This is a genomic window from Helicobacter sp. T3_23-1056 (genome assembly GCF_053654535.1).
This window is the reverse complement of record NZ_JBSIUU010000044.1, coordinates 1-7,516: the sequence shown is the minus strand read 5'-3', so window position 1 is coordinate 7,516 and position 7,516 is coordinate 1. Positions and strand designations below refer to the sequence as shown.

The 7,516-nt window shown below is 29.8% G+C and carries 5 protein-coding genes; all 5 read left to right on the top strand.

The features are described 5' to 3' along the window. On the top strand, window positions 1–1,724 hold a 1,724-nt coding region (locus tag ACWIUO_RS13030; RefSeq protein ID WP_454178324.1), incomplete at its 5' end, for a hypothetical protein. A gap of 62 nt (window positions 1,725–1,786) precedes the next feature. Then, window positions 1,787–3,064: a hypothetical protein gene (locus ACWIUO_RS13025; RefSeq protein ID WP_454178323.1), complete on the top strand. Its 1,278-nt coding sequence runs from the start codon at window positions 1,787–1,789 to the stop codon at window positions 3,062–3,064. Window positions 3,065–3,363: 299 nt separating this feature from the next. Next, on the top strand, window positions 3,364–4,086 hold the full coding sequence (locus ACWIUO_RS13020) for a hypothetical protein (protein WP_454178322.1): 723 nt from the start codon (window positions 3,364–3,366) through the stop codon (window positions 4,084–4,086). 14 nt (window positions 4,087–4,100) lie between these two features. Continuing rightward, window positions 4,101–7,331 carry a DUF5675 family protein gene (locus tag ACWIUO_RS13015; RefSeq protein WP_454178321.1) on the top strand — a complete coding sequence of 1,077 codons (3,231 nt, stop codon included), beginning with the start codon at window positions 4,101–4,103 and terminating at the stop codon, window positions 7,329–7,331. Continuing rightward, window positions 7,328–7,516, top strand: a 189-nt coding sequence (locus ACWIUO_RS13010; RefSeq protein WP_454178320.1) for a hypothetical protein, incomplete at its 3' end; no start/stop codon positions are given. The genes ACWIUO_RS13015 and ACWIUO_RS13010, both read left to right, overlap by 4 nt.

Sequence of the window (7,516 nt, the reverse complement as noted above, 5' to 3'; positions counted from 1 at the left end):
CTAGCAAATCCAATCATTCTAACAATACTAATACTATCGATAATTCAAATGATTTAAATAAGCCTAACTCTAGCAATAACAAGTCAAATGATTCAAACAACACAAATGCTAATCACACCAACAATACTGACTCCACGCAATCTAATATAGATTTATCGTTAAATATTTATAGTGATAAAGAATGTAGCAAAAAATATTGCGAGGCAATTAACTGCAAAACAGAAATGACAAACAAAAACATTTGTCTAAAAGATAATATAGCAAAGTTTATTTTTTCAAAAGATACACAAAATATAAAATGTATTGTTGATTACAAACCAAATCTCATTAAAAGCATTAAGATTCAAGGACATAATAGTAGTGTTTTTGTAGATATAAAAGCTCCATTTGCGGCAGGGACTTATATCAGGCTAGAAGCAATACAACAACAAAACGATACGATAAATGATGCTGGAGCATTAAACACAATTTATTGGAGAGAAGAACTCTATGCAAGAAAACCTAACGATAAAAACTTTGAAATTATGCCACACGAATCAAGACAAACATTTATCATAGGACAATATATACAAGCCTTTTATTTATCTACACCTAAAGAAATAGATTTATTAAGACAAAAAGGCTATGTAGATTTTACATATATTATTTATGCCTCAAGCATAAAGCACTTTGATAACAATACTGCACAACTAAAATTTAATCTAAACTTTGAAGTAGGTATAGGAAATGATGATAATGTGAGAGAATCTAGTAGAGGTAATGAAAACACAAAATCAAACACAGCTCACAATATCTATACTTTAAAACAAGCAGTAGAGTTTTTGAGAGCGACTTATTCCGAAAAACTTGCGCCTTTTTATGAAAGAAACAAAAATAGATATAAACCAGATGCAAATGGTGAAATAAAACATAATTATATTTTAGACTATTGTAAAACATACCCTAGAATAGCAGGAAAGATTGCTTATATTTATTATAGATTTGATTTGGGGAATGATAAGTTTGTAAGTAGTGTAGAGGGAGTAAATGGAGCATATCAACAAGATAGACAAAATTTTATAGATAAGGTTGTGGAGGTGTTTGAAAATGGAACTTATGAGAGTAAAATTTTGAAAGAAATTAAATTTATGGATGCTTATAGTAATCCTTTGTTTGATGGATATAGTTTATTTAGTTCTCAATTAAATGATAAAAAAAGCAAGATTAACGGGACAGATTTTTACGATGAAAGAGAAAAATTTGTAAAAGATTTGATAATACAAATATGTCATTTGTTTGGATTAAAACTTTTGGATATCGATATAAAGCCATTTAATTTTAGAGGAGCTGTTTTTTATGATGACGAAAAAGGACATTTATTAAAAATCGATAAAAACTTGCTTATAAACACAAACAAAAAATACAATCAAAATCCATACAACACATCGACTTATCAATCTAGCAGGCTTATAGGAACTATAATACACGAATGTAGGCATTTATACATACGAGAGGTTTTGACAAAAACAAAATACAATAATATATGTGTGCGATATTTAATATATTCACTAAATCTTGGTGATGATAGCATTTTCTATGCCTATCAAAAATTGTGTGTCGATAAAGAATACTCTAAAGTAAATTGTTATATTGGAGAATCTCAAACTTTATATGAGATTTGTCCCAATGAGCGCGATGCAAGATATGTGGCAAACGCAGCTATTTCAAAATTAAACATAAAATAGGATGTAATATGATATTTGTCCCAGACATAAATTTGTTGCAAGAAATTGATAATGGACCATCTATGCATGAACAAATAGAGTTTGAATCTGTAAAATATAATACTATTTATGTTGGCGTTGAGACAAATATTTTAGCCATTGATGATAGGATAGACGATTTGAGAGCATTTTATTATGAAAAACAACCTCTATCTAATAAATACATAAAATTTGGAAACAGAGTTTTTATTTCACCTTCAAGTTTCAAAGATTTTACCGCCACGCTTTATCTTGGTAAAATCATTTTTGAAAAAAATAAAAAAGGTATCTTAGCCCCCAAATTTATCCCCTCAAATCTCACAGATTCTAGCTTTGAAGGGCTAAATATATTTTGGCTAAATGAAATCAATAAAAATGCACCATTGCGACCAAAGCCAACTATACAAACGCCAAAAACTTCATTTGGTAATTTTCCTATCTTGCCAAGACCAAGCGTTGATAATGATTTTTATGAATATCAAAAATATCAAGATGAAAACCACAAATATTTAAAAATCCACTACTTTAGACACAAAGATAATATCATCTTAACAAAAGAGCAAATCATCTCATATTTCACAGAATTGCATAATAAAAACACAGAATTTATCGCAAACTACATAGAATCTATAAACAAAAATAATGGAATCAACGCATATTATTTGCATAATAATCTTTTTGAAAATCTAGCACAAAAAGGGATTTTACCAGAATCTATGATAAAGCGATATATCGATACTTGCGAGATTATCCGCAATAATACGATTGACTTAATAGTGCTAGATTTTCTATCCAAAACCAACCAACCAAATCATAAAATCTTATTATATGATGAGTTGTTTTTTTGGTATTTTGTCTTAAGTCTTAAAAATTTTATCGTAAGTTTTTCTGCGTCTTTTTGTGATGAAAATAACCTACTTTTTAACGCGGGGGCTTATAAGCAATATGTTCATTTTATACAAAATCGAATAATTTTTAACACCATACGTCATAACGGATATGAGGTAAGCAAAACTTTTTTTGGCAATAACGGAGGGATAACTCGCCTCATAGATAAAGACAAAAGCATAAAACTACAATTTACCTCCCCAAACCAACCAATAAGCCAAATGGACGAATATGAAATATATGATATGACTGAAACCCAAATAGACCAAGCAAGCAAAATCACACCCTCCCCACTAGGCAAATACTATTTTGAATTAAGCGATAACAAAAGCGTATATATCGAATTTTTCCCTAGAATCTACCCTAGCATCACAAACCCACCAAAAGGCTGGAACAAAGAAATGATGCAAAAACTAGATTTAAGATTGGAGTAAAATATTGTCTATAAAAATAAAGAGTTTTTGCCGTGCTTTATTAGGGGTATTATGTCAGCAAAGACGCACAGCAGGATATACCGACCAATAGTGCTAAATGTATGCAAAAAAATTTAGATAAAATCAATCAAAAAATAAAAATGCGATAGATATAAGCAAAGCTAATTTTAATTATATTTATACTAGAATAGCACAACTATATGCGAAGGTTAAATTAAATTATGGGCAAACCATAAAAACAATAAAAAATTAAAGCAAGAGAAGCCCAAATTGCATTATTTTTTTGCAAAGGATTTACAATGATTAGGCGAATCATAAACAAATTATTTTATTGCATAGCTTTACCATTTTGTTATCTTTATTCACAAGAAGCTATAAACACACAGCCATTTCTTCTGGGACTATATAAAGCAGAGTTTTATAATCCAATAGTTTTCTATAATAGTTTGTATAAAGTCGCTATTTTGAGCGATGAATCTTTACAAGCGCAACTACAAGAAGCAAACAATATAGCTAAGAGTGAAAATTTAGATTCCATAGGAAATATTGAAAAAGCACTAGAAAATGTAAATTATCAAAATGATATATGCGCCATAAGAAGCAAGGGTTTAAGTGGCATATATCCTATGCAGGTTGCTAAACGAAAAGGAATTGATATAGCAAAATATCGAGGGGAGGAATGTAACGATAGCCTTTCTAATGCAATCAATACAAAAATGGCTTTTTTATATACCTTATATGGCATTTATAGACTAGAGGCTTTTATGCGATATAGCAAAATATGCGAATCTATGGATATGCTATTTAATAACGCTATTTTTTATTCTGCAATAGTTATAAACGGCAATATAACAGATGAAAAGTATGCCACATACTCCAAATCACATAAAATTATTTATGAAGTGTTTTTTACATTAAGCAAAAAAGCTAGTGATAAAATAAATGAATATGAGCAAAAAAATAAAAAATGCACTATCACAAAAGCAACATTTTCAAATCCACTACTTGAAACATTGAGATAATTTAGGAAATTAAAATGGACGAATCGCAAAAAGAGCAAATTATTAAGGCAAGAGAAGCCCAAATCAATGCTATTGAAAAAACATTAGATGGTGTAAAAATCAGCATAGAAGCATTATCTGATGGGGTAGATTATGAAAAACAAATAAAACAAAGATTAGGTAAATATATAACAAGCGCAGATTTGATTAACAAAGAATTTAAATTTCAAGACTCATTAGACAAAAAAGGTGCAAGAGAGGCGTATATAGAATTTATGACAGATATTAGTGGCGATGCTTTAGAGAATGGCATATATATCGTATGCTTTGTTACCATCAAAAATGGCGTTATTTGTGCTACTGCTGGAGTTTTTACAAAAAATATAACACAAAACCAAAGGAAAAAGATTACGACCATTATCTATGAAACAATAGATGAAATTTATAGCGATGGAATTATAGATTTTCTTAAAAAACCATTTCAGGTCATAATTGAAGCCATCAATAGAGCCATATATCAATGGCAACAATCTTTCATAAACAATGTGATTGGTACAAATAATGCTACAGTAAATAATGCCATTTATATAGCTGATAGCGGACAAATAAAAACAGACGCTTTTATAAATTATGGCATATCACAATCCCCAAATCCCCACACAAATAACAATACATTCCCCTTTAAACTCATAATCAAAGATTATGATTTGCTAATCCCCCTAAAAAACAAAGAGATTCAAATAACAAATATAGATTCTAAAAAATGCTATAAATCTAAAATCACTACTGCAAATGGTGAAGTTGTATTTGAGATTCCACAAAATGAGAGGGGAGACTTTTTTAGTGTTACGCTCATAAATGACAATGACTACAATAAAAGTCCATATTATTTGTCAAAAGAGGTAGATTCAAAACAAAGAATAACTAGACATATTACAAATAAGATTCTAACACCTAATAATTATCAAAAATGCCCTGCCATACTTTATTTTAACAAAAAGCAACAGGGAAGTGCTATTATAGGTGTATTGAAAGCCTACAAAACAAACAATGAACCAATAACTATGGATAATTCTTTTGAATCTTTTGTAGATGAATGGCAAGATGAAGTTTGGAGCATTGATGAAAAGCAAACACTGCGAATCCAAGCTTTTTTATATGATTTTGATAAAAATGAAAATGGTGATAAGCAAGAATCTACAGACAAAAACAAAACAACTTATTATCAAAGAAATCTTGCGGAAGATAAAAAAATCGCACTGCAAGATTTAGATAAAATTCAGTGGTATTATCAAGTGTTAAATAGCGATATACAGGTGCGACTAAATGTGAAACAAGTAGCTAAAAATCTTCAATTTATAACCGAGCAACAAGGGACAAATATTTATTTCAATCTTTCAATGCTTAAACCAAATGAAAGAAAAAACGCTAAAAGAATCCGCATTTTTGCCTACATAGGCGATGTAGATGGAGTAATGTATGCAAATACTATCAATATAAACACAAATAAAACAACTGGCACAAAAGAAAGAGTGGAGCGAATCTATTGCGTTGAACTTAAAGTTGTCCAAAATAGATTTTCTTTGTTGTTTGATGGAGAACATCTAACTCTTTACGAAAATGAAAGATTGTTTTATCATAAAAATAAACCTTGTATATGGGGCGCAAGAAGCGGTAAGGCTACTAGCGACACGCAAATGCAAGATAGATTACACATTAAGCACATTACTAATCAATATTTTTACTATGATACAGCTTTTCAAAAAAACAACCAAGTTATTAAAGAGGGTATTTTTTTTGTCAAACTAGATAACAATCCCAACGCGATTTCATTGTATATTTATGAAACGCAAGAATGCAATAAAGCAGTTGGAACAATCAACAATGTAAAATTTTCGCTAGAAAATGGCAATATCAATTTGGGCGATAATTTTTTAGATTTTATGGAATCTATAAAAAATATCAGCACGGATTTAGCAATCCCACTAAAGATAATGTATAAAAAACGAATCATAATACATATAAAGCGCGTATCACAAACCACGCAATCCACCAAAGCAGAATTTAGTATGTATATAGATGGTAATAAATGGGAGTTTGAAAATAGCAATAAAAATAAAACAAGCAAAGCCTATGTGCTAGAGCGAAGCGGACCTGATTGTATTACGCCAAATCTAGAGCTACGAATCCCAGAGGGTAGATATAGCGTAGCTTGGCACACTTCAAGCTCAAGCTATAAAAATAATGTGTTAAAATTATATAATGATTATTTATCGCAAGGTAGGGAGATTTTGATTCATAGTGGGCAATATCCTCAAAACTCAACGGGTTGTTTATTATTAGAAGAAAAAATAGGTGGAAATAATCGACTCGTGAGAGGTATTTCTATCATAAAAGCATTGCAAAATACATTTAATGATAAAAATTTTAAACAAACATTTGGAAAAATGCCTAACGCAACAAATCATATTATGGTGATAGTAAAAAATGAATTTGATAAGGCAGAGAAAGCAAATATGTCTTGCAATAATGAAAATAAGCACTACATAGACGATGAAGGATATTTGCATTGGGAAATAGACGGGGTGGATAGAATAGAAAACAAAATTGCTACAGTTTTAAATACAGATAATAAAACATATAAAAAGTTTGATATAAGAAATGTTATATCAATGAATATTGGGCAACCAAAAATTAATGACTTAAAAAATGTAGCAATTATAAATTTTACAGATATTACATTGCATAGAACTGCTGCCGACAACATCATCTCAACATTGCATTCATATAGCAAAAACAATGCTGTTGGAACACATTTTCTTATAGATACAAATGGTAATATATATCAGTGTGCTAGTTTAAAGCAATATACTTGGCATATTGGAGAATTACAATCTAAATGCTATAATGAAAAAACTTGTTCAAAGCAAGATAGAAAAGTAATTTATGATATTGTAGTGGATAAAAGTATTACAAATAATCAAAGAAAAGTAAAAATTGATAGTATAGAAAAGAATAAGCCATATAGTGATAGATACCCGTTAAATCAAGAATCAATCGGCATCGAAGTTGTTGGAGATGCTAAAAGTGGGATATATGAACCTCCAAATGATTTACAAAAAGACGCAACATTGAATTTAGTTAAAATACTACAAAATGTTTTTAATATTTCCAAAAACCACATATATGCACATGGTATGACAGGAGCAAAAAACAAAACTGAAGCGGTAGAGCTGTGGAAATACATCATAAAGGAACTTGAGTGAAAAAATTAGTCATATTTATCGTATTGCCCTTAATCGTATTTGTTTATGGCAAATCTAATAGCGAATCTTGCGACAAAACTTGGAGTGAAACTTGCCATTTGAGCGTCAAAGTGTTAGAAATTTATCCTAACAAAAATAACGAGCCTTCTATAAAAAATCTTAGCGATAAAGAATGGATAGAAAGG

Excerpts from the sequence above, each read along its gene's own strand:
- ACWIUO_RS13025 (WP_454178323.1), top strand. The coding sequence starts at position 1,787 with ATGCATGAACAAATAGAGTTTGAATCTGTAAAATATAATACTATTTAT.
- ACWIUO_RS13020 (WP_454178322.1), top strand. The coding sequence starts at position 3,364 with ATGATTAGGCGAATCATAAACAAATTATTTTATTGCATAGCTTTACCA.
- ACWIUO_RS13015 (WP_454178321.1), top strand. The coding sequence starts at position 4,101 with ATGGACGAATCGCAAAAAGAGCAAATTATTAAGGCAAGAGAAGCCCAA.